The 24,951-nt window shown below is 65.1% G+C and carries 15 protein-coding genes; 14 read left to right on the forward strand and 1 reads right to left on the reverse strand.

Going from position 1 to position 24,951, the window contains the following annotated elements:
• The first annotated feature begins 35 nt into the window (after positions 1–35).
• From BVH06_RS00455 to tpx, 3 genes are all read left to right on the forward strand, one after another.
• Positions 36–1,769 (forward strand): autotransporter assembly complex family protein, encoded by a 1,734-nt coding sequence (locus tag BVH06_RS00455; RefSeq protein WP_075930087.1) that lies wholly within the window; start codon positions 36–38, stop codon positions 1,767–1,769.
• Positions 1,766–5,437, forward strand: a complete 3,672-nt coding sequence (locus tag BVH06_RS00460; protein WP_075932824.1) for a translocation/assembly module TamB domain-containing protein — start codon at positions 1,766–1,768, stop codon at positions 5,435–5,437. The genes BVH06_RS00455 and BVH06_RS00460 overlap by 4 nt, the downstream gene beginning before the upstream one ends.
• Before the next feature lie 109 nt (positions 5,438–5,546).
• On the forward strand, positions 5,547–6,047 hold the full coding sequence (gene tpx / locus BVH06_RS00465; RefSeq protein WP_075930089.1) for a thiol peroxidase: 501 nt from the start codon (positions 5,547–5,549) through the stop codon (positions 6,045–6,047).
• A gap of 57 nt (positions 6,048–6,104) precedes the next feature.
• Here the strand turns inward: tpx and BVH06_RS00470 are convergent, their stop codons facing one another.
• Complete coding sequence (locus BVH06_RS00470) at positions 6,105–7,034, reverse strand: LysR family transcriptional regulator (protein WP_075930090.1); 930 nt, start codon at positions 7,032–7,034, stop codon at positions 6,105–6,107.
• 231 nt (positions 7,035–7,265) lie between these two features.
• Here BVH06_RS00470 and chvE point away from each other — a divergent pair, with 231 nt between their 5' ends.
• From chvE to BVH06_RS00525, 11 genes are all read left to right on the forward strand, one after another.
• The gene (chvE, locus tag BVH06_RS00475) at positions 7,266–8,330 is read left to right on the forward strand and encodes a multiple monosaccharide ABC transporter substrate-binding protein (RefSeq protein WP_070887753.1); all 1,065 of its coding nucleotides are present in this window, start codon (positions 7,266–7,268) and stop codon (positions 8,328–8,330) included.
• Between the two features lie 108 nt (positions 8,331–8,438).
• Positions 8,439–9,965, forward strand: coding sequence for a multiple monosaccharide ABC transporter ATP-binding protein (mmsA, locus tag BVH06_RS00480; RefSeq protein WP_075930092.1), 1,527 nt, complete (start codon positions 8,439–8,441; stop codon positions 9,963–9,965).
• Positions 9,966–9,979: 14 nt separating this feature from the next.
• Positions 9,980–11,185 carry a multiple monosaccharide ABC transporter permease gene (gene mmsB, locus BVH06_RS00485; RefSeq protein WP_075932825.1) on the forward strand — a complete coding sequence of 402 codons (1,206 nt, stop codon included), beginning with the start codon at positions 9,980–9,982 and terminating at the stop codon, positions 11,183–11,185.
• A gap of 92 nt (positions 11,186–11,277) precedes the next feature.
• Positions 11,278–12,060, forward strand: coding sequence for an SDR family NAD(P)-dependent oxidoreductase (locus tag BVH06_RS00490; RefSeq protein WP_075932826.1), 783 nt, complete (start codon positions 11,278–11,280; stop codon positions 12,058–12,060).
• The gene (araD, locus tag BVH06_RS00495) at positions 12,057–13,802 is read left to right on the forward strand and encodes an L-arabinonate dehydratase (protein WP_075930095.1); all 1,746 of its coding nucleotides are present in this window, start codon (positions 12,057–12,059) and stop codon (positions 13,800–13,802) included. Before BVH06_RS00490 ends, araD begins: the two co-directional genes overlap by 4 nt.
• Positions 13,803–13,821: 19 nt before the next feature.
• Positions 13,822–14,727 carry a 2-dehydro-3-deoxygalactonokinase gene (locus tag BVH06_RS00500; RefSeq protein WP_075932827.1) on the forward strand — a complete coding sequence of 302 codons (906 nt, stop codon included), beginning with the start codon at positions 13,822–13,824 and terminating at the stop codon, positions 14,725–14,727.
• Positions 14,728–14,729: 2 nt separating this feature from the next.
• On the forward strand, positions 14,730–15,617 hold the full coding sequence (locus BVH06_RS00505) for an SMP-30/gluconolactonase/LRE family protein (protein ID WP_075932828.1): 888 nt from the start codon (positions 14,730–14,732) through the stop codon (positions 15,615–15,617).
• Between the two features lie 428 nt (positions 15,618–16,045).
• Positions 16,046–17,260: an MdtA/MuxA family multidrug efflux RND transporter periplasmic adaptor subunit gene (locus BVH06_RS00510; protein ID WP_075932829.1), complete on the forward strand. Its 1,215-nt coding sequence runs from the start codon at positions 16,046–16,048 to the stop codon at positions 17,258–17,260.
• Positions 17,257–20,352 (forward strand): MdtB/MuxB family multidrug efflux RND transporter permease subunit, encoded by a 3,096-nt coding sequence (locus BVH06_RS00515; protein WP_075932830.1) that lies wholly within the window; start codon positions 17,257–17,259, stop codon positions 20,350–20,352. Before BVH06_RS00510 ends, BVH06_RS00515 begins: the two co-directional genes overlap by 4 nt.
• Positions 20,349–23,450 carry an efflux RND transporter permease subunit gene (locus tag BVH06_RS00520; RefSeq protein WP_075932831.1) on the forward strand — a complete coding sequence of 1,034 codons (3,102 nt, stop codon included), beginning with the start codon at positions 20,349–20,351 and terminating at the stop codon, positions 23,448–23,450. Before BVH06_RS00515 ends, BVH06_RS00520 begins: the two co-directional genes overlap by 4 nt.
• Complete coding sequence (locus BVH06_RS00525; RefSeq protein WP_075932832.1) at positions 23,447–24,916, forward strand: efflux transporter outer membrane subunit; 1,470 nt, start codon at positions 23,447–23,449, stop codon at positions 24,914–24,916. Before BVH06_RS00520 ends, BVH06_RS00525 begins: the two co-directional genes overlap by 4 nt.
• The last annotated feature ends 35 nt before the right edge of the window (positions 24,917–24,951 follow it).

Here is a 24,951-nt window from a genome sequence, read left to right on the forward strand (position 1 = left end):
TGGAATAGAGCGTTTGCCGTGATAGCATCGCCGTCATGAGAGTACTTTCGACACTCGGCGCGGGATGCGCGCTCATGCTGTTCAGTGCCACGCTGCTTGCCGAGGACGCTCGTCTGGTGGTCAGCGTGCAGCCGGCCAACAATGCTTTGAAGAGCAATGTCGAAGGCTATATCGGCAATCTTGGCGAGCGCGACGTCGAGGCGTTGCAGCGCCTGCGGCGCGTGGTCGAGGGCCAGGCCGAGAAGGCCGCCCAGGCGTTGGGCTATTACCACGCGCAGATCAGCACCGAAGTGGTCGAACAGACGCCGCCGCGGCTCGATGTGCGGATCATTCCCGGCGAGCCGGTGCGTCTTGGTAACGTCACCGTCAGGGTCGAGGGCCCTGCCTCGCAAATGCGTGCCTTCCAGCTCCCCAAGGACGCCCAGCTGATCCAGGGCGCGCGGCTCAATCATGGCCGCTACGAGGCGGCCAAACGGCATATCCAGAATCAGGCGTCGCGTTACGGATTCTTCCGTGGGCGCTTCACCCAGCAAAGCCTGCGTATCGATCCCCAGGCCGGCCTGGCCGATATCGAACTGGTCTACGACAGCGGCCCGCGCTACAGCCTCGGCCACGTCAGTTTCGAAGGCGACATGCCTTTCGATGACGAACTGCTGCAACGCATGGTGCCGTTCCCGGCGGATACGCCCTACGACTCCGAGCGCATCGCCGAGCTCTACCAGGCGCTGCGTTCCAGCGGCTACTTCGAATCGGTACGGGTCGATGCCAGCCCGGCGGTGGCCGACCAGCAGGTGATTCCCGTCAATGTGCACCTGCAGACCCGTCTGCCACGCACCATGGGCCTGGGCCTGGGGTTTTCCACCGATGTCGGCCCACGTGGCCGCATCCAGTGGGAGCGCCACTGGGCCAACCCGCAGGGCCACAGCTATGGCGCGGAAATGGAGCTGTCGGCGCCGCGGCAGAACGTCGGCCTGTGGTACGACATTCCCGGCGACCCGCCGATGACCGACAAGCTGCGTATCGCTGGCGGCTATCAGTATGAGGAGCTGGCCGACACCGACAGCCTGAGCCGCCTGCTGACCGTCGGCCCGGAATGGCACAGCAAGCTCGACAGTGGTTGGCAGCGGGTGATCTCCCTGAAGTGGCAGCGCGAGGAGTATCGACTCGGCGATGACTCGGGGCTCAGCACCCTGTTGATGCCGGGCATCAGCTATTCCTATCTGCACAGCGACAGCCGTATCGATCCCAACAACGGCTATCGCCTGCAGTTCGATGCCTCGGTGGCCAAGGACGGGCTGCTCTCCGACTCCGATGTGGTGCACGGCAACGTGCTCGTCAAAGGCCTGACCACACTCTGGCAGAACCACCGCTTTCTCGGACGCGCCCAGTTCGGCGGCACCGAGTCCAAGGGCTTCAACTCCTCCGTACCGCCGTCGCTGCGCTTCTTCGCCGGTGGCGACCAGAGCGTTCGCGGCTATGACTACCAGAGCCTGTCGCCACTGAACAACAAGGGCGACAAGATCGGTGGGCGCTACATGGTCGCGGCCAGCGCCGAGTATCAGTACAGCATTGCCGACAAGTGGCGAGTGGCCACGTTCTACGATACCGGCAATGCGTTCAATTCCCTGCAGATGCCGTCACTGAAAAGTGCGGTAGGTGTGGGCGTTCGCTGGGTGTCACCGGTAGGACCACTGCGTCTGGATCTGGCGCATCCTCTGGACGACGACGGCGGGGTGCGCCTGCACTTTTCCATGGGGCCGGAACTGTGAGGCGAGTACTCAAATATGCCGGCCTGAGCCTGGCGGGCCTGGTGGCGCTGCTGACGGTGCTCTTGATTTGGATGCTGGCAAGCTCTTCTGGCAGCCGCTGGACGCTCGGCTTGGTGCCAGGGCTGGAGTTCGATGGGTTCGAGGGGCGCCTGGGCGGGCACTGGACAGCCGAGCAGTTGCGCTGGCAACAGGGCGACGATCAGGTGCTGGTGCTTGAACCGCAGTTCGACTGGTCGCCGGCATGCCTGCTGCGTTTGACGCTGTGCATCGACACAGTACGCAGCGAGCGCATCGAGCTGAATTTCGCGCCGAGCGACGAGCCGCCAAGTGACGAGCCCTTCAGCCTGCCGCAATTGGATCTGCCGGTGGCCCTGGAGGTTGGCGAGGTGTGGATCGGCAGCCTGCAGTTCAATGGCGACGATCAGTTGCAGGGGCTCGAACTCGCCGCGGATTGGGCCAGCGAGGGGCTGAGCATCAGCCGCCTGCATGTGCAGCGAGACGAACTGGTCATCGACCTGCAGGGCCGCCTGCAGCCCAGCGATGAGTGGCCGCTGACGCTGCAGGGCAGCGCAACGCTGCCGTCCCCCGGTGAGACGCCTTGGAACCTGTCGCTGCAGGTGGACGGTAACCTGCGCCAGAGCCTGGCGCTGGTGGTCGACAGTTCCGGTTACCTGGCGGGCCGTCTGAGCGGGGAGGTGCAGCCACTGGTCGAGCATGTTCCGGCGACGCTCACGCTTAGCGCCGATGGCTTCAAGGCGGACGATTCGCTGCCTGAGACCTTGCGTTTGAATGGCGTCACGCTCAAGGCTGCGGGTAATCTCCAAGACGGTTATGGCATCGACGGCATTGCCATGTTGCCCGCCGAGGATGGGCCGGTTGCCCTGGCGCTGCGCGGACGCGTCGACGCAGCCGGCGCCGATATCGAAACGCTGCGTCTGACAGCCGCCGAGAATCAGTATCTGGCCGTCAATGGTCGCCTGGATTGGCAGGAAGGCTTCAGCGCCGACACCCACGTCGATTGGCAGGAGTTCCCCTGGCAGCGCCTGTATCCCATGGATGAAGCGCCGCCAGTGACCCTGAACAAACTCACCGGCGACCTCGCTTATGAGAATGGCAACTACCTGGGCAATCTGTCCGCAGAACTGGATGGCCCCGCCGGTGCATTCAGCGTGCAGACGCCGCTGAGCGGTGATCTGCAGCAGATTCATTTACCGCAACTGCTGGTGCGCGCTGGCCAGGGCAAGATCGATGGCCAGCTCACCGTGGGTTTTGCCGAAGCGATCCGCTGGGATGCCCAATTGCAGGTCAGCGAATTCGACCCCGCCTATTGGGTCGCCGAGCTGCCGGGGCGCATCGCCGGGCCGATTCGCAGCAAGGGCGAGTTGCGCGACGGCCGCCTGGAACTGACTGGTGATCTCGACCTGCAAGGCCGCCTTCGTGGCCAGCCGGCGCAATTGCAGGCTCGCGTCGCCGGTGCCGGCGAACGCTGGGACGTAAGCGCGCTCAGCGTGCGTCTGGGCGACAACCGTATCGACGGCAGTGGCCAGCTGGAGCAGCGCCTGCAGGGCCAGGTGCGGATCGCCCTCAACCGCCTCGGCCAGCTGTGGCCGGGCTTGCAGGGCCAGGCCACCGGGCGATTGGACCTGGCCGGCAGCCTGCAGGCGCCACAAGGCGCCTTCACGCTGAATGGGCAGGGCCTGGCATTCGAGGAAACCCGCCTTCGCCAGCTGGGGCTGGACGCCACGTTGGAAGGCAACGGGCAGGCCGGGCTGCAACTGCGTGGGCAGGGAATCGCCAGCGGTGACAGCCAGTTCGGCAACCTGACGGTCAATGGCACAGGTGATCAGCGTCAGCAACGGATGGACCTGAGTCTGGATGGGCCGCAGTTGCAAACCAGCCTGGCACTGGACGGCACCCTGGACCAAGGCAACTGGCGAGGACGCCTGAGCCGCGTCGAGATACAGGCCGGCGGACAGGACTGGCGCTTGCAGGCACCGGCCTCCCTGGTGCGGCTGGCCAGTGGCGAGATCGACCTTGGTGCCCATTGCCTGCGTTCCGGTGGGGCCAGCCTGTGCGGCGAGAACCAGCGCCTGCTGCCGGAGCCGAAGATCCGTTATCGCCTGGCCAATTTTCCGCTCGACAGCCTCTCGCCTTGGTTTCCGAAGGATTTCGCCTGGCAGGGTAGCCTCGATGCCGACGTGCGTCTGGATCTGCCGGCAGCGGGGCCCAGTGGCCGCGTGGTGGTGGATGCCGGCAGCGGTACCTGGCGTGTGCGTGACAACGAACAGTGGGTCGATTTCACCTACGACAGCCTGCGCCTGAGCAGCGAACTGCGGCCTCAGCGCATCGACAGCGAGCTGAGCCTGCGCGGCCCGCGTATCGGTGAGTTGTCGGTACAGGCGCAACTCGATCCGCGCCCGGCGAACAAGCCCTTGTCCGGTCAGTTCCGCCTGAACGGCTTCGACCTGGCCATCGCGCGGCCTTTCGTGCCAATGGTGGAGCGCCTGGCCGGGCAGTTGAACGGCAGCGGCACGCTATCCGGTAACCTGCTCAAACCGCTTGTCAACGGTCAGTTGGCGTTGAGCGACGGCGAAGTTTCCGGTGGCGAACTGCCGACCAGCTTCGAAGACCTGCAGGTTCGCGTGCTGATCGCCGGCGAAAGCCTGCAGCTTAGCGGCGGCTGGCGCAGCGGCGAGCGAGGGCAGGGCTCGCTCGGCGGCGCACTGGCCTGGGGTGGTCCGCTCAGCGGCAACCTCAACGTGCAGGGCAGTCGCCTGCCGGTGACCGTCGAGCCGTATGCGAATCTGGAGGTCGAGCCGGACATGCAAGTGCGTTTGGCCGACGATCAGCTATCGGTCAGTGGCAAGGTGTCGATTCCCCGCGGCAAGATCGTGGTGCGCGAGTTGCCGCCGTCCACCGTCAAGGTATCCGACGACGCGGTGATCGTCGGTGCAGAGGCTCGCGAAAAACAACCGGTGGCCATCAGCATGGACATCGACGTAGATGTCGGCAGCGATAAGCTGACTTTCAGCGGTTTTGGGCTCAATGCCGAACTGGCCGGAAGGGTGCACATCGGTGACGACCTGGATACCCGCGGCGAGTTGAACCTCAACAAGGGCAACTTCCGTGGTTACGGCCAGCGCCTGACCATCCGCCGGGCCCGGCTGATGTTCGCCGGGCCGATCGACCAGCCGTTCCTGGATATCGAAGCGATCCGCAAGGTCGACGACGTGGTGGCTGGTCTGCGCGTGACCGGCAGCGCCGACCAGCCGCGCACCGAGGTGTTTTCCGAACCGGCGATGAGTCAGGAGCAGGCGCTGTCCTATCTGGTACTGGGACGCCCGCTGTCGACCGGCAGCGAGGACAACAACATGCTCGCCCAGGCAGCGCTGGCCCTCGGCGTGGCTGGCAGTTCCGGGGTCACCGGCTCGGTCGCCGAGAGCCTGGGTATCCAGGATTTCCAGCTGGACACCGATGGCAGCGGCCGCAGCACCAGTGTGGTGGCCAGTGGCAACTTGTCCGAGCGCCTGAGCCTGCGTTACGGCGTCGGCGTGTTCGAGCCGGTCAACACCGTGGCCCTGCGTTACGCCCTGACGCGCCGCCTGTATCTGGAGGCGGCCAGCGGCCTGGCCAGCTCCCTGGACCTGTTCTACAAGCGGGATTTCTAGGCCGGCAGCCGGCGGCCCGCGGTGCCAAGATAAGCGTTTGCGGGCCGCCGTTACTGGCGTAGGATGATCGTCCCTGCGTGTTTCCACCCATCAAGAGAAGGATCGTTTCATGGCACAAGTAACCCTGCGCGGCAACCCGGTTGAAGTCGCTGGCCAACTGCCGCAAACCGGTCAGCAAGCGCCGGCGTTCACCCTGGTTGGCGCTGGCCTGGCAGATGTCAGCCTGAGCAGCCTGGCGGGCAAGCGCAAAGTGCTGAACATTTTCCCGAGCGTCGACACGCCGACCTGCGCCACCTCGGTACGCAAGTTCAACGCCGAAGCCAGCAAGCTGGCCAACACCGCGGTGCTGTGCATTTCCGCTGACCTGCCATTCGCCCAGGCGCGCTTCTGCGGCGCCGAAGGTCTGGAAAACGTTCAAAACCTGTCGACCATGCGCGGTGCCGAGTTCCTCAAGGACTACGGCGTTGCCCTGAGCTCCGGCCCGCTGGCCGGCGTTGCAGCCCGCGCCGTGGTGGTGCTGGACGAGAACGACAAGGTGCTGCACAGCGAGCTGGTCGGCGAAATCGCTGACGAGCCGAACTATGACGCGGCTCTGGCCGTGCTCAAGTAAGCAACTCTCGCTACCCGAAACGGCCTGCCTCGCGCAGGCCGTTTTCGTTTCTGCGGCTCATTTGTTCAGCGCCGCGCTGACCAGCCGGCGCAAGCGGTTGGCTACTGGCGACAGTTCGCGGCCCTTGACCAGCAACAGGTAGTAAGGCGACATCTCGATGGTCACGTTCAGCGGCAGCACCTTGAGCTTGGCGCCGACCTGATCGCCGAGCAGCAGGTCCGGCACTTCGCTGGCCAGCGGTGCGATGGCCGAAGACGACACCAGGATGGCGATCATCGCCAGGAGCGAGGTGGTGTTGGTGATGTTGGTCGGCAGCGGGGCGCCGGCGCTGAGAAAGGCGGTTTCCACCGCCTCGCGGATCGGCGCCCGGTGGCTCTGCATCACCCATTCGTAGGGCGACAGGTCGCGCAGCGTCACCTGGTCGACGTTGGCCAGCGGGTGATCCTGGCGCACGATCAGCTTCAGGGTTTCGGTACGTGCGGGGTAGATCTCGAAGCCCGCTGGGTTGACGCCGCGGGGCAGGCGGGCCAGCACGAAGTCGTTCTTGCCGGCGGCCAGGTCATGCACCAGTTCGTCGCTGGCGGCCACGTTGACGTGCACGTCGGCACGCGGCGAGATGGCCTTGAGCTGGCGAATGGCGGGAATCACGAAACCCACTGCCGCGCCAGTAACGGCACCGACCGTGGTCATGCCGCCTTCGCCCCGTTTGAGCTCCTCGACGTCCTGCGCCAGATCGCGCAGCTCCACCAGCATGTTGTGCGCGCGGCGGGCCAGGGCGCGGCCGATCAGCGTCGGCAGCATGCCCTTGGCGTGGCGCTCGAACAGGCGCGCGCCGAGGGTGTGTTCGATGTCTGCCAGCATGCGTGAGGCGGCTGGCTGGGTGACGGTCAGCTCGTCAGCAGCGAGGCCGAGCTGGCCGTGCTCGGCGATGGCGGCGATCAGGCGTAATTGCGGGATCTTCAGGTGGCGGGCGATGCCGATGTCCATGGTGGCGCTCGTTATTGTGGTTATGAGGGCGTGACGGAGTGTGCGCCTCAGATACGGGGCTGTCGATCATCTGCATATCATTATTGGTATGTGTTTACGCAAAATATGAATTTGCTTGATATGGGGTGCGCTTCTATCGTCAGGGCTGCTTTGAGCTCTTCGTTGACCGAACAACAATAATCGCGATGTCGCGCGTTCCTGAGCGCGCCAGGCGTCGCCAGGAGAAGCTGAATGAACACAGTCCGTAAACTCGTGGCCGCCATGGCCATGGGCGCCACCCTGGTCAGTGCCGCATCCGTCGGCGCGGCCGAAAAGGGCTTCGTCGGTATTGCCATGCCGACCAAGTCGTCCGCGCGCTGGATCGACGACGGTAACAACATGGTCAAGCAGCTGGAGAAAGCCGGCTACAAGGCTGACCTGCAGTACGCCGAAGACGACATTCCCACCCAGGTCTCGCAGATCGAGAACATGATGGTCAAGGGCGTCAACGTCCTGGTCATCGCCGCCATCGATGGCACCACCCTGACCAACGCCCTGGAAAACGCCAATGCGGCGGACATCAAGGTGATCGCCTACGACCGCCTGATCCGCGACAGCGAATACGTCGACTACTACGCCACCTTCGACAACACCAAGGTCGGCGTGCTGCAGGCCGAGTCCCTGGTCAAGGGCATGCAGGCGCGCGGCAAGGGCCCCTACAACGTCGAGCTGTTCGGTGGCTCGCCGGACGACAACAACGCCTATTTCTTCTACAACGGCGCGATGTCGGTGCTGCAGCCGCTGATCGACAAGGGCGAGATCAAGATCCTCTCCGGGCAGACCGGCATGGGCAAGGTCGGCACCCTGCGCTGGGACGGCGCCACCGCCCAGGCGCGCATGGATAACCTGCTGTCCGCCAACTACACCAAGGAGCGCCTCGACGGCGTGCTGTCGCCCTATGACGGCATCTCCATCGGGGTGCTGTCGTCCCTGAAGGGCGTCGGTTACGGCTCCGGCGACATGCCGATGCCGATCGTCACCGGCCAGGATTCGGAAGTGCCCTCGGTGAAGTCCATCCTCGCTGGCGAGCAGTATTCGTCGATCTTCAAGGACACCCGCCAGCTCGCCGAAGTGACCGTCGGTATGGTCAAGGCGCTGCTCGAGGGCAGCGAGCCGCAGATCAACGACACCAAGACCTACGACAACGGCAAGAAGGTCGTGCCGGCCTACCTGCTGCAGCCGGTCACGGTCGACAAGAGCAACTGGGAAAAGGTGCTGATCGACAGCGGTTACTACACCAAGAACCAGGTCCAGTAAGCACGACCCCGCCGGCAGCACGGCCTGCTGCCGGCCCTCTACCTTTTCGTTTACCTGAGCATGGCGCGCCCGCTGCGGTTGGCGCGTGCCTTGCCGACGGATAAAGCCATGCAGCAAGACATCATTTTGGAAATGCGCGGCATCACCAAGACGTTCCCGGGCGTGAAGGCGCTCAACGACGTCAACCTGAAGGTGCGCCGTGGCGAGATCCACGCCCTGTGCGGCGAGAATGGCGCCGGCAAATCGACCCTGATGAAGGTGCTCAGCGGCGTCTACCCGCACGGCAGCTACGACGGCGAGATCGTCTACGAAGGCAAGCCGCTGGCCTTCGGCGGCATTCGCGACAGCGAGCGCGAAGGCATCATCATCATTCACCAGGAGCTGGCGCTGGTGCCGCTGCTGTCCATCGCCGAGAACCTGTTTCTCGGCAACGAGATCGCCAGCAACGGGGTGATCGACTGGCCGGAAGTGTACCGGCGCACCGAGACGTTGCTGCGCAAGGTCGGCCTCGACGAGGTGGCCACCACACCAGTCGAAAAGCTCGGCGTCGGCAAGCAGCAGCTGGTGGAAATCGCCAAAGCGCTGGCCAAGGACGTCAAGCTATTGATCCTCGACGAGCCTACCGCGGCGCTGCAGGAAAACGACAGCCAGAAGCTGCTCGACCTGCTGCTGGAGTTCCGCGCCCAGGGCATTTCCTCGATTTTGATTTCCCACAAGCTCAACGAAGTCAGCCGCGTCGCCGACAGCATCACGGTGCTGCGCGATGGCGCTTCGGTGAGCAGCATGGATTGCCATGCCGAGGCGGTCAGCGAGGAAACCATCATCCGCGGCATGGTCGGTCGCGACATGGAGAACCGCTACCCGGATCGCACGCCGCAGATCGGCGAGACGCTGCTGGAGATCCGCGACTGGAACGTCTGGCACCCGGAGTCGACCTCGCGGCAGATGATCCGCAACGTCAACCTCAGCGTGGCAGCCGGCGAAGTGGTCGGCATCGCCGGCCTGATGGGGGCAGGGCGCACCGAATTGGCCATGAGCGTTTTCGGCAAGAGCTACGGGCGCAACATTTCCGGCTCCGTACACCTGCGCGGCCAGCCGATCGACGTATCCACCGTGCGCCGCGCCGTGGACAACGGCATCGCCTACGTCACCGAAGATCGCAAGGCCCTGGGCCTGGTGCTCGATGAAAGCATCCTGTGCAACACCACCCTGGCCAACCTGCCGGGCGTGTCCAGTCACGGGGTGATCGACGAGCACGAGGAGCGGCGCATCGCCGAGCAGTATCGCGAGGCGCTGCACATCCGTACGCCGGGTGTGTTCCAGAAGGTGCTCAACCTGTCCGGCGGCAACCAGCAGAAAGTGGTGCTCAGCAAATGGCTGTTCGCCAAACCCGAGGTGCTGATTCTCGACGAGCCCACCCGCGGCATCGACGTCGGTGCCAAGTTCGAGATCTACAGCCTGATCAACGGGCTCGCTGCCGACGGCAAGGGCGTGATCATCATCTCGTCGGAAATGCCCGAGCTGCTGGGCATGTGCGACCGCATCTACGTAATGAACGAAGGCGCCTTCCTGGGCGAACTGGCGCGTGAAGAGGCGAGCCAGGAAAAGATCATGTCGATGATCGTCAAGGCGTGAGCGAGGACAACGCAATGGATACCAACAACCAATCCGCCCAAACCCAGCAGGTGGCGCGACCTTCGCTGCTGGGTCACATGAAGAGCCACATCCGCGACTACGGCATGCTGCTGACCCTGGTGGTCATCATGGCGCTGTTCGAGGTGCTCACCGACGGCACGCTGATGCGCCCGGTCAACCTCACCAACCTGCTGCTGCAGAACAGCTACATCATCATCATGGCCCTAGGCATGCTGCTGGTGATCGTCTCCGGGCACATCGACCTGTCGGTAGGCTCGGTGGTCGGCTTCGTCGGCGCTGCGGCGGCGGTGATGATGGTGCAGTGGGGCTGGTCGACCTCACTGGTGGTGCCGGTATGCCTGCTGATGGGTTGCCTGATCGGTGCGGCCCAGGGCTACTGGATCGCCTACTGGCAGATCCCCTCGTTCATCGTCACCCTGGCCGGGATGTTGGTATTCCGCGGCTTGACCCTGGCAGTGCTCGACGGCCAGTCGATCGGCCCGTTCTCCAGCAGCTTCCAACTGATGAGCAACGGTTTCATCCCGGACATCTTCGGGGTCAAGCGACCCAACGTGACCGCCATCGTGCTCGGCGTGTTCGCCGCGGCGATGATCATCTACCTGGCGCTGCGCGCCCGTCGCCGCGCCAAGCGCTACGGCATCGTCGACGAGCCGGGCTTGTTCTTCACGGTCAAGAACCTGCTGATCGCCGGCGCCATCGTCTACATCGCCTATCTGTTGGCCACCTACCGCGGCCTGCCCAACGTACTGATCATCATGGCCATGCTGATCAGCGCCTACACCTTCCTGACCAACCGCACCACGCTGGGCCGGCGCATCTACGCCATTGGCGGCAACGTCAAGGCGGCCAAGCTGTCGGGCATCAACACCGAGCGGCTGACCTTCTTCGCCTTCGTCAACATGGGCATGCTCGCCGCTCTGGCCGGTTTGATTTTCGCTGCGCGGCTCAACACCGCCACACCCAAGGCTGGCGTGTCGTTCGAGCTGGACGTGATCGCCGCGGTATTCATCGGCGGTGCGTCGATGTCCGGCGGCGTCGGCAAGATCATCGGCGCGGTGATCGGCGCCCTGATCATGGGGGTGATGAACAACGGCATGTCGATCCTCGGCATCGGCATCGAATGGCAGCAGGTGATCAAGGGCCTGGTGCTGCTGGCCGCGGTGATCTTCGATGTCGTCAATAAGAGCAAGTCCCGTTGAGCGACGCTGAGGCGTCACCCACCTATTTTCGCAGTACCGCGGGCGCCAGGCACGAAGCTGTGCGCCGCGGGATGAACACGAGGTAACAGGCCATGAGTAGCCAAAATCAACCATCAGGCAAGGCGGTGTACGCCGACCTGGCCGGGCGCACCGTGCTGATTTCCGGTGGCGCCACCGGTATCGGTCGCGCGCTGGTCACGGCGTTTGCCAAGCAGGGGGCGCGCACCGCCTTCGTCGATATCGACGACAAACACGGCAAGGCGTTGGCCAGTGAGCTGACGGAAGCAGGGCACCAGGTGCTTTTCCTGCGTTGCGACATCACCGATGTGAAGGCCTACCAGGCCGCCATACACAAGGTTGCCGAGCAGTTCGGGCCGATCACCACGTTGCTCAACAACGCCGCCAACGACGTGCGCCATGCGCTTGATTCGATCAGCACCGAGCGCTTCGACGACCTGATCGCCGTCAACCTGCGCCACGCCACCTTCGCCACCCAGGCGGTGGTGCCAATGATGCGCCAGGCCGGCGGCGGCTCGATCATCAATTTCGGCTCCGTGGGCTGGATGATGGCCTCGGCCGGCTACCCGGTATATGCCGCCAGCAAAGCCGCCACCCATGGCCTGACCCGTGGCCTGGCGCGGGATCTGGGCAAGGAGCGGATTCGCGTCAACACCCTGGTGCCCGGTTGGGTGATGACCGAGAAGCAGTTGGCCATGTGGGTCGACGAAACGGCCAAGGAACAGATTCGCCAGAACCAGTGCATGCCCGGCCAGTTGTTGCCCGAGCACATCGCCGACATGGCGCTGTTTCTGGCATCCGATGCGGCGGCGATGTGCACCGCACAGAATTTCATCGTTGACGGAGGTTGGGTATGAGCACCTTCAAACCGGCGGTCTGGCCGCGCAAGCTGCGTTCCACCGAATGGTTCGGCGGCAACTCGCGGGATCACATCTACCACCGCAGCTGGATGAAGAACCAGGGCCTGCCAGCAGACTTGTTCGATGGTCGCCCGGTGATCGGCATTTGCAACACCTGGTCGCAGCTCACGCCTTGCAACGCGCACCTGCGCGACCTGGCCGAGCGGGTCAAACATGGTATCTACGAGGCCGGCGGCCTGCCGCTGGAGTTTCCTGTGTTCTCCGCCGGGGAAAGCTCCCTGCGCCCGACGGCGATGATGTACCGCAACATGGCGGCGATGGACGTCGAAGAGGCATTGCGTGCCAACCCGCTGGACGGCGTGGTGTTGCTCGCCGGTTGCGACAAGACCACGCCGGCACTGCTGATGGGCGCGGCCAGCGTCGACATTCCGGCCATCGTGGTGTCCGGCGGGCCGATGCTCAACGGCTGGTTCCGCGGTGAGCGGGTGGGCTCGGGCACCGCGCTGTGGCAGATGTCCGAAGACATCAAGGCCGGCAAGATGAGCCGCGAGGATTTTCTCGAGGCCGAGCAGTCGATGTCGCGCTCGCCGGGCTCCTGCAACACCATGGGCACCGCCAGCACCATGGCCAGCATGGCCGAGGCGCTGGGTATGGCGCTGTCCGGCAATGCGGCGATTCCGGCCGTGGACAGCCGTCGCCGGGTGGTCGCTCACCTGACCGGACGGCGTATCGTGCAGATGGTCAAGGACGACCTGAAACCCTCCGACATCATGACCCGCCAGGCCTTCGAGAACGCCATTCGTGTCAACGGCAGCATCGGCGGTTCGACCAATGCGGTGATCCATCTGCTGGCCATCGCCGGGCGCGTCGGCGTCGACCTGACCCTGGACGACTGGGATCGCCTGGGCCAGGACATCCCGACCATCGTCAACCTGATGCCGTCGGGCAAGTACCTGATGGAAGAGTTCTTCTACGCCGGCGGCCTGCCGGTGGTGATCCGCATGCTCGGCGAGGGCGGCAAGCTGCACAAGGGCGCGCTGACGGTTTCCGGGGAAACCATTTGGGAGGAGGTCAAGGGCGTTCGCAACTGGAACGAAGACGTCATCCGCCCGGTGGACAAGGCCCTCACCGCCAAGGGCGGCATCGCTGTGCTGCGTGGCAACCTGGCGCCGCGTGGCGCGGTGCTCAAGCCGTCCGCCGCTTCACCGCACCTGATGCAGCACCGTGGCCGCGCCGTGGTTTTCGAGGATATCGACGACTACAAGGCGAAGATCAACGATGAAAATCTGGATATCGACGAACACTGCGTCATGGTCCTGAAGAACTGCGGCCCGCGGGGTTATCCGGGCATGGCCGAGGTGGGCAACATGGGCCTGCCGCCCAAGGTGCTGCGCAAGGGCATCACCGACATGGTGCGCATTTCCGATGCGCGCATGTCCGGCACCGCCTACGGCACCGTGGTGCTGCACACCACGCCGGAAGCGGCGGCAGGTGGCCCGCTGGCGGTGGTGCGCGATGGCGACATGATCGAACTCGACGTGGAAGCACGGCGCATCCATCTCGACATCCCCGATGAAGAGCTGCGCCAGCGCCTGGCCGAGTGGCAGCCCACCGTCGAGGCACCGACCAGCGGCTACATCAAGCTGTTCCACGATCATGTGCAGGGCGCCGACAGTGGCGCGGACTTCGACTTCCTCAAGGGCTGCCGCGGTGCCGGCATTCCCAAAGACAGTCATTGAGCGGGAGAGGGCGGCGCACATGAGCGAGGTCAGCTGGATCGCCGTCGACTGGGGCACCACGCAGTTGCGCGCCTGGGCGCTGGCCGTCAATGGTGAGGTGCTGCATCGCGCCGCCTCGACGCGCGGCATGGGCAGCCTGGCGGTGGATCAGTTCGAGGCGGCGTTGCTCGAGCTGATCGACGGCTGGCTGACTGCTGATCGCGTCACCGAGGTGGTCGCCTGCGGCATGGTCGGCGCGCGCCAGGGCTGGCGCGAAGCACCCTATGCCGAGGTGCCCTGCGCGCCTCAGGCGATGGCGCGAGTGATCAGGCCCGAGGTGAGCGATGCACGCCTGCGCGTGTCGATCATCCCCGGGTTGTGCCAGCGTTCGCCGGCGGACGTAATGCGCGGTGAAGAGACCCAGATCGCTGGCCTGCTGGCCGAATGGCCGGACTATCACGGCTTGGTGTGCCTGCCCGGCACCCACAGCAAGTGGGCCGAAGTGCGCGGCGGCCAGGTGCTCGGCTTCCAGACCTTCATGACCGGCGAGCTGTTCGCGCTGCTCAGCGGCCAATCGGTGCTGCGCCATGGCATGCAGGGCGATCATCACCTGGACCTGCCGGCGTTCGACGCCGGTCTGCGCGCCGCTGCCGAGCGCCCGCTGCTCGGCGCACTGTTCGGCCTGCGTGCCGAAAGCCTGCTCGAAGGCCTGGCGCCCGCTGCGGCGCGCTCGCGCCTGTCCGGGCTGCTGATCGGCCAGGAGCTGGCCGGTTTGCCTGAACATTGGCAGGCCCTGCCGGTCTGTGTAATCGGTGATGGCGAGGCGGCGGAGCGTTATCGTCATGCCCTGGCGACTCTGAGCATCGCCGCGCAAACCCTGGGTGCCGAGCAGGTTACCCTGGCCGGTCTGGCGGCTGCCCATCAGCACATCAGCGGAGATTCCTAGACATGGCTGCACATCCCCTCGGCAGCACCACCGCCCGCATCGCCGATTCCCGGGCCTGCACCTTGGGCGAGGGCGTATTCTGGCACCCGCGGCGTGAGCAGCTGTTCTGGTTCGACATTCTTGGCCGCCGCCTGCTCAGCCAGCGCGACGGCCAGCCGCTGGAATGGTCGCTGGAAGAGCGCGCGTCCGCTGCCGGCTGGATCGACGAAGATCGCCTGCTGATGGCCAGTGAAACCGCGCTGTCGATCTTCGATCTGCGCAGCGGTGCTCGGGAGCGAATCTGCGCCCTGGAGGCGGAAAATCCGCTGACTCGCTCCAACGATGGCCGCGCCGACCCCTGGGGCGGTTTCTGGATCGGCACCATGGGCCTGCAAGCCCAACCCCAGGCGGGCGCCATCTACCGCTATTACCGGGGCGAGCTGCGCCGCCTGTTCGCCGACATCACCATCAGCAACGCCATCTGTTTCTCGCCGGATCGACGCTTCGCTTACTTCGCCGATACCGAACGCCAGCGTATCTGGCGTCAGGCGCTGGACGAGCAACATGGCTGGCCGAGCGGCGAAGCGCAGCCGTTCATCGATGGCCGCGTGGCCGGCCTGAATCCCGACGGCGCCGTGGTCGACAGCCAGGGGCGGCTGTGGAACGCGCAGTGGGGGGCTTCGCGAGTCGCCTGCTACGACGCCCACGGTCAGTTCGTGCAGGCCGTGGCCTTTCCCGCCTCGCAGATATCCTGCCCGGCATTCGCGGGGCCGGACCTGTCGACGCTGTTCGCCACCTCCGCCCGCGAGGGCCTGGAAGACGACCAGCTCGCCGCCGAACCCCATGCCGGCAAGCTGTTCGCCGTGGACGTGCCAGCCCAGGGGCAGGCCGAGCATCAGGTGACTCTCTGAGAAGCTGTTCATGATCTTTGAGCCCAGGTTCGTCGATTTTGGCAGCTAAGTGGGGGGAGGGGGCGTTATCCGATCTACTGTGGGAGTCGCGACCTCGCGGCGAATTAGTCAGGCACCGCCGATAAGCAGTCAGGCTGCAATCGTTTCGCCCCGAGGTCGGGGCTCCCACAGGTTGGTTTGAGTGGCCGCTTCTGCCTTGTAGTTGCCGCTTCAGGCGCTTAAAGATCGTGAACAGACCCTAAGCCCCAATCATTACCAGGCACTACATGCGCAGCCGCCTGGCATGCCCGAAATAGAGATGTGCGTGGCGTACGGCGTAATGTTTTTCCTCTTTAAACCGCTCATGGAGGTAAATAGCCGGTAAAGAGGCTTTGCTTCATGCCTAGGAGTGCTTATCGTTCACGCTCCTCACAGGAAGCGATTGGCTCATGTCCGAAGTAAACACAACGTCCAGCACCCCATCTTCCAAACGTCAATGGTTCATCGGTCTGCTCTTGCTGGCGTTGATCATCGTGCTGATCTGGTGGTTCTGGCCTACCAAGGCCGAGCCCGAGGGCGATTCTGGCTGGGGTTTCAACAACGTGCCGGTGCGCATCGCCCAGGTCGAATCCCGCGACTTCCCCATTGTGCTCAAGGCGCTGGGTACGGTCACCGCCTACAACACCGCCAACGTGCGTGCTCGCGTCGACGGGCAGTTGACCAAGGTACTGTTCAAGGACGGCCAGCCGGTCAAGGCCGGTGACGTGCTGGTGCAGATCGACCCGCGCCCTTACGAGATCGCCCTGCAGCAGGCCCAGGGCACCCTGGCCGAGAACCAGGCCCAGCTACGCGCTGCCGAAAAGGATCTGGCGCTGTATCGCGGCCTGTTCAAGGAAGACTCCATCGCCCGCCAGACCCTGGATACCCAGGAAGCGCTGGTCAATCAGTATCGCGGCACGCTGCAGAACAACCAGGCTGCAGTGGCCGAAGCCAAGCTGAACCTGGACTTCACCAGGGTGCGCGCGCCCATCGATGGCCGCTTGGGCATTCGTCAGGTCGATCTGGGTAACCTGGTCGCTTCCGGCGATACCGACCCCATCGTGGTGATCACCCAGACGCTGCCGATCTCGGTGGTATTCACCCTGCCCGAGGGCGAGTTGCCCGGCGTGCTGAAACAGGTCCGTGGCGACCGCAAGCTGGTGGTGCAGGCCTGGGATCGCAGCGAGAAGCAGCAGCTGGCCGAAGGCGTGCTGGAGAGCCTGGACAACCAGATCGACACCGCCACCGGTACGGTCAAGCTCAAGGCGCGCTTCGAGAACGCCGACGAGATGCTGTTCCCCAACCAGTTCGTTAATACCCGCCTGCAGGTCTCGGTGCGCGACGATGCCTTGCTGGTGCCCGTGGCTGCCCTGCAGTTCGGCGCCAGCGGCACCTTCGTTTACGTCATCGATGGCGAGGATAAAGTGCGGGTTCGACCGGTCAAGGTTGGCCCCAGCGATGGTGAGTTCACGGTGATCGAGGAGGGCGTCGCGGCTGACGAACGCGTCGTGGTCGAGGGCACTGACCGCCTGCGCGAAGGCAACAAAGTCGAAGTGATCGGCGAGGGCACCAGCGAGCCGCCCGCCACCGGGGAAACCGCCCCGCGGGTGCGTAGCGCTTCATGAACGTCTCACGCCTGTTCATCCTGCGACCGGTCGCCACCACGCTGATCATGCTGGCGATCTTCCTCAGTGGCGTGATCGCCTACCGGCTGTTGCCGGTGTCGGCGCTGCCCGAAGTGGATTATCCGACCATCCGGGTGATGACCCTGTATCCGGGTGCCAGCCCCGACGTGATGACCAGCGCCGTGACCGCGCCGCTGGAGCGCCAGTTCGGGCAGATGGCCGGCCTGCAGCAGATGTCGTCGACCAGTTCCGGTGGTGCATCGGTCATCACCCTGCGCTTCAACCTCGAAGTGCAGCTGGACGTCGCCGAGCAGGAAGTGCAGGCGGCGATCAATGGCGCCACCAACCTGTTGCCCAACGACCTGCCGGCGCCGCCGGTGTACAGCAAGGTCAACCCGGCGGACACGCCGGTACTGACCTTGGCCGTGACCTCCAAGGAACTGCCGCTGCCCCAGGTCAACGACCTGGTCGACACCCGCCTGGCCCAGAAGCTGGCGCAAACCACCGGTGTGGGCCTGGTGTCGCTGGCCGGCGGTCAGCGCCCGGCCGTGCGCATCCGCGTCAATCCCGAGGCGCTGGCGGCCTACGGGCTGAATCTCTCCGACGTGCGCACGCTGATCAATGCCAGCAACGTCAACCAGCCCAAGGGTAACTTCGACGGCCCGACGCGGGTGGCTCAACTCGACGCCAACGACCAGTTGCGTTCGGCTGACGAATACCGTGACCTGATCCTCACCTACGCCAATGGCGCGGCGCTGCGCCTGCGGGACGTGGCGGATATCGTCGACGGCGCCGAGAACCAGCGCCTGGCCGCCTGGGCCAACCAGAACACCGCGGTGCTGGTCAACGTGCAGCGCCAACCAGGCGCCAACGTCATCGACGTGGTCGACCGCATCCAGACCCTGCTGCCCAACCTCACCCAGGGCCTGCCGGCCAGCGTAGAGGTGACGGTGCTCACCGACCGCACCCAGACCATTCGCGCCGCCGTGCGTGACGTACAGCACGAACTGATGCTGGCCATCGCCCTGGTGGTGATGGTGACTTTCCTGTTCCTGCGCAAGGTCTCGGCCACGCTGATTCCGTCGGTAGTGGTGCCGCTGTCGCTGATTGGTACCTTTGGGGTCATGTACCTGGCCGGTTTCACGGTCAACAACCTGACGCTGATGGCGCTGACCATCGCCACCGGTTTCGTGGTCGACGATGCCATCGTCATGCTGGAGAACATCGCCCGCCATCTGGAGGACGGCGAGACGCCGCTCAACGCCGCGCTCAAGGGCGCCAGGCAGATCGGCTTCACCCTGGTGTCACTGACCCTGTCGCTGATCGCCGTATTGATCCCGCTGCTGTTCATGGCCGATGTGGTCGGAAGGCTGTTCCGCGAGTTCGCCATCACTCTGGCGGTGGCCATCCTGATTTCCCTGGTGATTTCCCTGACCCTCACGCCGATGATGTGCGCGCGCCTGCTCAGGCATGAGCCGGAATCCGAGCAGGGGCGTTTTTACCGGGGCGCCGGCGCCGTCATCGACGGCATGATCGAGCGTTATTCGGTTGGCCTGCGCTGGGTGCTGCGGCACCAGCCGCTGACCCTGCTGGTGGCCATCGGCACCATGGCCCTGACCGTGGTGCTGTACCTGGCGGTGCCCAAGGGCTTTTTCCCGGTGCAGGACACCGGGGTGATCCAGGGCATTTCCGAGGCGCCGCAGTCGATTTCCTTCAGCGCCATGAGCGAACGCCAGCAACGCCTGGCCGACGTGATTCTCAAGGACCCGGCGGTGGCCAGCCTGTCGTCCTACATCGGTGTGGACGGCGACAACCCGACCCTGAACAGCGGGCGCATGCTGATCAACCTCAAACCCCATGCCGAGCGCGACGTCAGCGCCAGCGAAGTGATCGAGCGGCTGCGGCCGGAACTCGCCAAACTGCCGGGTATCGAGCTGTTCCTGCAGCCGGTGCAGGATCTTTCCATCGAGGATCGGGTCAGCCGTACCCAGTTCCAGTTCAGCGTAGAGTCCCCCGACCCCGAGATGCTGGAAACCTGGTCGAACAAGCTGGTCGAGGCACTGCGCCAGCAGCCCGAGCTCAGCGACGTGACCAGCGATCTGCAAAGCCGCGGCCTGCAGGTGTACCTGAACATCGACCGCGACATGGCCGGGCGCCTGGGCGTGAGCGTGGCCAACATCGACGATGCGCTGTACGACGCCTTCGGCCAGCGGCAGATATCCACCATCTACACCCAGGCCAGCCAGTACCGCGTGGTGCTTGAGAGCGCCAACGGCGGCAGCATCGGCCCGGCCGCGCTGCGCCAGATCCACGTCGCCACCGCCGATGGTGATCAGGTCCCGTTGTCGTCCCTGGCCCAGGTCGAGGAGCGCGCGGCGAGTCTGTTGATCAACCACATCGGCCAGTTCCCGGCGGCCACGCTGTCGTTCAACCTCAGCCCCGGCGTAGCCCTGGGCGATGCGGTGGCGGTGATCGAGCGGGTGCAGCAGGAAATCGACATGCCGGTCAGCGTGCAGGTCAATTTCCAGGGTGCCGCCGAGGCGTTCCGCGCCTCGCTGTCGTCGACGCTGCTGCTGATCCTGGCCGCCATCGTGACCATGTACATCGTGCTCGGCGTGCTCTACGAGAGTTACATCCACCCGATCACCATTCTCTCGACCCTGCCGTCGGCCGGCGTCGGCGCCTTGCTGGCGCTGCTGCTGACCGGCAACGATCTGGGCCTGATCGCGATCATCGGCATCATCCTGTTGATCGGCATCGTCAAGAAGAACGCCATCATGATGATCGACTTCGCCCTCGACGCCGAGCGCCACCAGGGCATGACGCCCCATGACGCGATCTACCAGGCTGCGCTGCTGCGCTTCCGACCGATCCTGATGACCACCCTGGCAGCCTTGTTCGGCGCCATTCCGCTGATGCTCGCCTCGGGCTCCGGCGCCGAGCTGCGTCAACCGCTGGGCCTGGTGATGGTCGGTGGCCTGCTGCTCAGCCAGATCCTCACGCTGTTCACCACCCCGGTGATCTACCTGTACTTCGACCGCCTGGCGCGGCGCTTCAGTGGCCGCAGCGCGGCGGGTGTACCGAGCGCATGAATCTTTCGGCACCCTTCATCCGCCGCCCGGTCGCCACGCTGCTGCTGAGCCTGGCGATCATGCTGCTCGGTGGCGTCAGCTTCGGCCTGCTGCCAGTGGCGCCATTGCCGAACATGGATTTCCCGGTGATCACCGTGCAGGCCAGCCTGCCCGGGGCCAGCCCCCAGGTGATGGCCGCTACCGTGGCCACGCCGCTGGAGCGCTCGCTGGGTGCCATCGCCGGCGTCAGCCAGATGAACAGCAACAGCAGCCAGGGCAGCACGCGGATCATGATCGAGTTCGATCTGGACCGGGACATCAACGCCGCGGCGCGGGAGGTGCAGGCGGCCATCAACGCATCGCGCGAGCTGCTGCCCAGTGGCATGCGCAGCATGCCGACGTACCGCAAGATCAACCCGTCCCAGGCGCCGATCATGGTGCTGTCGCTGACCTCCAGCGTGCTCGACAAAGGCCAGCTGTACGATGTCGCCTCGACCATCGTCGGCCAGAAACTGTCCCAGGTCACCGGCGTCGGTGAAGTGCAGATCGGCGGCAGTTCGCTGCCGGCCGTACGCGTGGCCCTGGAGCCGCGTCTGCTTGATCAGTACGGCCTGGCGCTGGACGACGTACGCGCGACCATCGCCGCCGCCAACGCCAAGCGCCCCAAGGGCGCGGTCGAGGATGCCGGGCGTCATTGGCAGGTACAGGCCAGCGACCAGCTGGAACGCGCCGCCGACTACGTGCCGATGATCATCCGCTACCAGAACGGCGCGGCGATTCGCCTGGGCGATGTCGCCCAGGTCACCGATGGCGTGCAGGACCGCTACAACAGCGGCTTCTACAACGACAAGCAGGCGGTGCTGGTGGTGGTGAACCGGCAGAGCGGGGCGAATATCATCGAGACCGTCGCCGGCATCCGCGCGTTGCTGCCCGAGCTGCGTGGCGTGATCCCCGCCAGTGCCAACCTGGAAGTGGCCATGGACCGCTCGCCGGTGATCCGCGCGACCCTCAAGGAGGCCGAGCACACACTGCTGATCGCCGTGGGCCTGGTGATTCTGGTGGTGTTCGCCTTTCTGCGCCGCTGGCGTGCGGCGCTGATTCCCGCCCTGGCGGTGCCGGTATCGCTGGTCGGCTCGTTCGCCGCCATGTACCTCCTGGGCTTTTCGCTGAACAACCTGTCACTGATGGCGCTGATCATCGCCACCGGCCTGGTGGTGGACGACGCCATCGTCGTGCTGGAGAACATTTCGCGGCATATCGAGGCCGGTGAAGCGCCGATGGCCGCCGCCTTCAAGGGCGCCCGCGAGGTGGGCTTCACGCTGCTGTCGATGAACGTCTCGCTGGTGGCGGTGTTTCTATCCATCCTGTTCATGGGCGGGCTAGTGGAGCGGTTGTTCCGCGAGTTCTCCATCACCCTGGCGGTGGCCATCGTCATTTCCCTGCTGGTATCGCTGACGCTCACGCCGATGCTCTGCGCCCGCTGGCTCAAACCCGAGCCCAAGGAGCAGGACCGTGAGCCAGGGCGCCTGGAGCGTATTGGCGCACGCATCGTGCGCGGCTATGAACGTAGCCTGGACTGGGCACTGCGCCACTCGCTGCTGATGCTGATCAGTCTGTTCGCCACCATCGCCCTGAACGTGTTCCTGTTCGTCATCGTTCCCAAGACCTTCATGCCGCAGCAGGATACCGGCCAATTGATGGGCTTCATTCGCGGTGACAACGGCCTGTCGTTCCAGGTCATGCAGCCGAAGATGGAAGCCTACCGCCGGGCGATCCTCGCCGACCCGGCGGTGGAAAGCGTGGCGGGCTTCATCGGCGGCAGCAGCGGAATCAACAACGCCATCATCATCGTGCGCCTCAAGCCGATCGCCGAACGTGACATGTCGGCCCAGCAGGTGATCGACCGCCTGCGCAAGGAAGTGCCGAAGATTCCCGGTGGGCGGATGTTCCTGATGCCTGATCAGGATCTGCAGGTCGGCGGCCGCCAGGGGCGCAGCTCGGAAAACGAGTACATGCTGATGTCCGGTGACCTGGATGCCCTGCGCGAATGGCTGCCCAAGGTGCGTGAAGCGCTGCGCGCGCTGCCTGAGCTGACCGACATCGATGCCACCGAAGACGGCGGCGCACCGCAGATTCGCCTGGTGGTCGACCGCGACGAGGCCAAGCGCCTCGGCGTGGACATGAGCCTGGTGACCGGCGTGCTCAACAACGCCTTCAGCCAGCGGCAGATCTCCACCATCTACGACAGCCTCAACCAGTACAGCGTGGTGATGGAGATCAACCCGCGCTATGCCCAGAGCCCTGAAGCGCTCAGGCAAATCCAGCTGATCACCGCCGATGGCGCACGGGTGCCGCTGTCGGCCATCGCCCATTGGGAGAACAGCCTGGAAGATGATCGCGTCAGCCACCAGGGCCAGTTCGCCGTGGAGAACATCGGGTTTTCCCTGGCCGAAGGCGTCAGCCTCGACCAGGCAACCCGTGCGATCGACCGCGCCGTGGCGCGCATCGCGCTGCCCACCGAGGTGCAGGGCACCCTGGGCGGCACCGGCGCCGCGTTCCAGAAGACCCAGGACAACCAGCCGTGGATGATCCTGATGTCGCTGGTGGTGGTGTATATCGTGCTCGGCGTGCTCTACGAGAGCTACGTGCACCCGCTGACCATTCTCTCCACGCTGCCGTCGGCGGGGGTCGGCGCGCTACTGGCATTGCAGCTGCTCAACACCGAGTTCAGTCTGATCTCGCTGCTGGGATTGTTCCTGTTGATCGGGGTGGTGAAGAAGAACGCCATTCTGATGATCGACCTGGCCCTGCAGCTCGAGCGCCACGAGCACCTGAGCCCGGCCGAGTCGATCCGTCGCGCCTGTCTGCTGCGCTTCCGGCCGATCATGATGACCACCCTGGCGGCGCTGCTCGGCGCCTTGCCGCTGATGCTCGGCAGCGCCGAGGGCTCGGAGATGCGTCAGCCGCTGGGTATCACCATCGTCGGCGGGCTGATTCTCAGCCAGATCCTCACGCTTTACACCACTCCGGTGGTCTACCTCTATCTCGACCGCCTGCGCCACCGGGTCAACCGCTGGCGTGGCGTGCGTACCGATGCCGCTCTGGAAACGCCCCTATGACTGTCGCTCCCCGTCGAACCCTCTGTCTGCTGGCGCTCAGCATCGCCCTGGCCGGTTGTGCCATCGGCCCCGATTACCAGCGCCCGGAGATCAATACGCCAGTGGCTTTCAAACAGGCCGACGGCTGGAAGGCCGCCGTACCGGCCGATGCCCTGGCACGTGGCGCCTGGTGGGAGCTGTACGGCGACGGCGAACTCAATGCGCTGGTCGGTCGCCTCAATGTTTCCAACCAGAACCTGGCGGCCTCGGAAGCCCAGTACCGCCAGGCCCGCGCCTTGCTGCGCAGCGGCCGTGCGGCGTTCTTCCCGACCCTGTCGAGCAGCGCCGGCATGACCCGGGCCGGCCAGGGCGGTGGCGACAGCACGTTGCGTACGGCCGATGGCATTGCCATTGGCGGAGGCAACTCGTCGAGCATCAGCAAGAGTTATGACCTGAGCCTCAACGCCAGCTGGGAGCTGGATGTGTGGGGCAAGCTGCGCCGCGGCCTGGAATCCAACCGTGCGGCGTTCGAAGCCAGCGCCGCCGACCTGGCAGCCGTACGCCTGAGCCTGCAGTCCGAACTGGTGCAGAGCTATCTGCAATTGCGCGTGCTGGATGAACAGCAGCGCCTGCTCGACGCCACCGTGGCGGCCTATCAACGCTCGCTGCGCCTGACCGAAAACCAGTACCGCGCCGGCATCGTGCCGCGTTCCGACGTCGCCCAGGCGCTGACCCAACTGCGCAGCACCGAAGCCCAGGCCATCGACCTGCAGTGGCAGCGCGCGCAACTCGAACACGCCATCGCCGTACTGATCGGCGTGCCGCCGAGCGAGGTCAGCATCGCTCGCCGCGAAACCCTGCCAGGTTTGCCCGATGTGCCGGCCAGCGTGCCCTCGCAGCTGCTGGAACGTCGCCCCGACGTGGCGGCTGCCGAGCGCCGGGTGATCGCCGCCAACGCCGAAATCGGTGTGGCCAAGGCTGCCTGGTTTCCTGACCTGACCCTGTCTGCCACAGGTGGCTACCGCGGCAGCAGCTTCGCCGACTGGATCAACCTGCCGAACCGCTTCTGGTCGGTGGGCCCGCAGTTGGCGCTGACCCTGTTCGATGGCGGCCGGCGCAGCGCCGAAAGCGAGCGAGTCGAGGCGGCTTATGACCAGACCGTCGCCCAGTATCGGCAGGCCGTGCTGGACAGCTTCCGCGAAGTCGAGGATTACCTGCTTCAGCAACGCGTGCTGGGTCGCGAAGCCGAGGTGCAGGATCAGGCGCTGGAGGCGGCGCGTGAGTCGCTGCGTTTGATCGAGAACCAGTACCGTGCCGGCACCGTGGACTACAACAGTGTGGTCAACGTGCAGGCCACCGCCTTGAGCAACGAGCGCAGCGCCCTGACGCTGCTCGGCAGTCGCCTGACCGCCAGCGTGCAACTGATTGCCGCGCTCGGCGGTGGCTGGGATGTGCAGCAGCTCGAGGAAGGCGAGCAGCCTCGATGACCTGTAGCCCGGGTTAGCCGCAGGCGTAACCCGGG

The sequence above is a fragment of the Pseudomonas sp. PA27(2017) genome (assembly GCF_001945445.1).
Classification (GTDB): domain Bacteria; phylum Pseudomonadota; class Gammaproteobacteria; order Pseudomonadales; family Pseudomonadaceae; genus Aquipseudomonas.

Bases quoted from the DNA above. Each gene is read 5' to 3' on its own strand.
- BVH06_RS00500 (WP_075932827.1), top strand. From the start codon at position 13,822: ATGAGCGAGGTCAGCTGGATCGCCGTCGACTGGGGCACCACGCAGTTG.
- araD (WP_075930095.1), top strand. From the start codon at position 12,057: ATGAGCACCTTCAAACCGGCGGTCTGGCCGCGCAAGCTGCGTTCCACC.
- chvE (WP_070887753.1), top strand. From the start codon at position 7,266: ATGAACACAGTCCGTAAACTCGTGGCCGCCATGGCCATGGGCGCCACC.
- mmsB (WP_075932825.1), top strand. From the start codon at position 9,980: ATGGATACCAACAACCAATCCGCCCAAACCCAGCAGGTGGCGCGACCT.
- BVH06_RS00505 (WP_075932828.1), top strand. From the start codon at position 14,730: ATGGCTGCACATCCCCTCGGCAGCACCACCGCCCGCATCGCCGATTCC.
- BVH06_RS00525 (WP_075932832.1), top strand. From the start codon at position 23,447: ATGACTGTCGCTCCCCGTCGAACCCTCTGTCTGCTGGCGCTCAGCATC.
- BVH06_RS00520 (WP_075932831.1), top strand. From the start codon at position 20,349: ATGAATCTTTCGGCACCCTTCATCCGCCGCCCGGTCGCCACGCTGCTG.
- tpx (WP_075930089.1), top strand. From the start codon at position 5,547: ATGGCACAAGTAACCCTGCGCGGCAACCCGGTTGAAGTCGCTGGCCAA.
- BVH06_RS00490 (WP_075932826.1), top strand. From the start codon at position 11,278: ATGAGTAGCCAAAATCAACCATCAGGCAAGGCGGTGTACGCCGACCTG.
- BVH06_RS00455 (WP_075930087.1), top strand. From the start codon at position 36: ATGAGAGTACTTTCGACACTCGGCGCGGGATGCGCGCTCATGCTGTTC.
- BVH06_RS00510 (WP_075932829.1), top strand. From the start codon at position 16,046: ATGTCCGAAGTAAACACAACGTCCAGCACCCCATCTTCCAAACGTCAA.
- BVH06_RS00515 (WP_075932830.1), top strand. From the start codon at position 17,257: ATGAACGTCTCACGCCTGTTCATCCTGCGACCGGTCGCCACCACGCTG.
- mmsA (WP_075930092.1), top strand. From the start codon at position 8,439: ATGCAGCAAGACATCATTTTGGAAATGCGCGGCATCACCAAGACGTTC.
- BVH06_RS00470 (WP_075930090.1), bottom strand. From the start codon at position 7,034: ATGGACATCGGCATCGCCCGCCACCTGAAGATCCCGCAATTACGCCTG.